The sequence below is a fragment of the Enterobacter sp. Li2LvB3 genome (assembly GCF_056156645.1).
Genome location: NZ_JBSICG010000058.1, coordinates 1 through 1,894, shown reverse-complemented (window position 1 = coordinate 1,894; position 1,894 = coordinate 1). Strand labels below are relative to the sequence as shown.

Genomic DNA, 1,894 nt, shown 5'->3' with positions numbered 1-1,894 from the left:
CCATTAGTGCGCATAATCATGATTATGTTAAATTAATAATTTTAAAATAATAAATACAATTGGTTATTGAGATTTCCTCAACATATCTGCAATCTCCCATACATCCACTTCACCTTTTGCGGCTTTGACAGTCAGGTCTTCATATTCTTCAGAAAAAGAAACAATCGCACTATTACGGCGTAAAAAAAGTACGGCTGATGCGAAGGCTGTTCTTTTGTTGGCATCATTAAAGCAGTGCCCTCTCGCTATAGCAAGTAGATAAGCTGCGGCCAGAACGTGTACATCACATTCACCTTCATAAACATGACGATTAAGGATACGGGTGACCATGCTTTCAATCCGGCCGGCATCGGAATAACCTTCAAGTCCTCCATACGCTGTAATCATACGATCATGGATACATATGACATCTTTGTCAGTAAGGAAACGGATCATCTGCCCTTCAGGGCCTGAAGGGTTTTACCATGCTCTGCAAAAAGCCAGTCAAAATCAGACTCAGCCTGAGCTTTCTGCATTTTTTCGTATTGTTCAGCATCAACGATGATTACTGGTTTGGCTGAACGCCGGGTTATCATTATCGGCTCGCCAGCTGCGACACCATCGAGTACTGTAGCCAGCTTACCCCGGGCTGCGGTAAAATTAATAGATTGCATACATGATGTTCTTCTGAATAACATTGAAATGTACGTCTAAATTTACTTTAAAACGTACAGAAATTCAATACCTGCTCTAGACTTCATCACATAGTGAAGCCCTCGCAATCAAGGTTATGTTAAATTATTTAATGATTAACAATCAATTAATTACAAGCTGAACCGTACCGGGTTTTCGGGAGACTAAACCCTCAGTGAAAGGAGACCCGAAATGACACCCAAACGAACTAACCGTTACCCACCCGAGCTGCGTGAGCGGGCTGTCCGAATGCTGCTGGAGCAGCGCAGTGAATATCACTATGAACACGCTGCCATCAACTCCATCGCGCCAAAAATTGGCTGTAGCCCCGACACACTTAGAACCTGGCTGCGTCAGCATGAACGTAATAATGGTGCAGGTGTTAGCGCCAATGATATAAGACTGTAAAATGGGGATGCGGATGTTTTCCTGGACTATTTTATTGTCCGCCCCACCCAACATGTTATTTCCTTAAGGTTCTCACACCAGAAAATACATCGACATGCTGAGCAGAGATGATAAAGCAAATGCGTAAGCAAGGTGCGTACATTGTCGATACCAGCTACTTCGACATCCGCCATGTGTCCTGGGACAGCTATATCGAGGTTGGCGGCAATCGTTACAGTGTTCCCGAAACCTTGTGCGGGCGGCCGGTCTCGATACGAATATCACTGGATGACGTGTTGCGGATCTACAGTATTGAGCAGCAGGTGGCATCACACCGGCTCATCTTTCTGGCAGACGGTGCCTGAGCACCATGCTTCGCTCTGGCAGCATGGTCGGCATGGTCGGCATGGTCGGCATGGTCGGCATGGTGTAACATCGTCCACTGAGTATGTATGAGGAGCTGCTGTGATGCATGAACTTGAAACGCTGCGGAATCGCCTGAAAATGGAGCACCTGGGCTATCACGTTGAAAGCCTGCTGGAGCAGGCAGCTAAAAAAGAGCTGAGGTTGTATCTAATCCTGGGGGGCAGGTCAGTTTCCTTATTTATGAAGGATCTCAGCAGCAGCGTCGATAAGTGCTCTTTGAGATGCCTTAGCTCTAAGGTTGGGCTGGACATCTGATTTTATGAGTGTAAACCTTGTATAGCAAACGCTATACAAGCCCACCTAGAGGTATCTGTAATCTGTCTTATGTTATCTTCCCCGAAGCCTGCCTGTCTGACCACCCGGGAGGGTCTCCCCCCCCGGGACACTCTGTCAGAACCGGTATTTCAGT

Annotated in this window: 2 protein-coding genes and 4 pseudogenes; 3 read left to right on the top strand and 3 right to left on the bottom strand. The window is 46.5% G+C overall.

The window, feature by feature from the left end; genetic code table 11:
• Positions 1-63: 63 nt before the first annotated feature.
• Positions 64-435: a type II toxin-antitoxin system death-on-curing family toxin gene (locus tag ACS603_RS23390; protein WP_474945015.1), complete on the bottom strand. Its 372-nt coding sequence runs from the start codon at positions 433-435 to the stop codon at positions 64-66.
• Positions 432-653 (bottom strand): type II toxin-antitoxin system Phd/YefM family antitoxin, encoded by a 222-nt coding sequence (locus ACS603_RS23385; protein WP_474945014.1) that lies wholly within the window; start codon positions 651-653, stop codon positions 432-434. Before ACS603_RS23385 ends, ACS603_RS23390 begins: the two co-directional genes overlap by 4 nt.
• Before the next feature lie 211 nt (positions 654-864).
• On the opposite strand from ACS603_RS23385, the pseudogene ACS603_RS23380 reads away from it, so the two are divergent.
• From ACS603_RS23380 to ACS603_RS23370, 3 pseudogenes are all read left to right on the top strand, one after another.
• Positions 865-1,053, top strand: a pseudogene (locus tag ACS603_RS23380) (transposase); the annotation flags it as partial.
• A 173-nt stretch (positions 1,054-1,226) separates the two neighbouring features.
• Positions 1,227-1,528 (top strand): annotated as a pseudogene (locus ACS603_RS23375) (Mu transposase domain-containing protein); the annotation flags it as partial.
• Positions 1,528-1,623, top strand: a pseudogene (locus tag ACS603_RS23370) (AAA family ATPase); the annotation flags it as partial. The pseudogenes ACS603_RS23375 and ACS603_RS23370, both read left to right, overlap by 1 nt.
• Positions 1,624-1,662: 39 nt before the next feature.
• Here ACS603_RS23370 and ACS603_RS23365 read toward each other — a convergent pair.
• A pseudogene (locus ACS603_RS23365) lies at positions 1,663-1,746 on the bottom strand (type II toxin-antitoxin system TacA family antitoxin); the annotation flags it as partial.
• Positions 1,747-1,894: the final 148 nt, after the last annotated feature.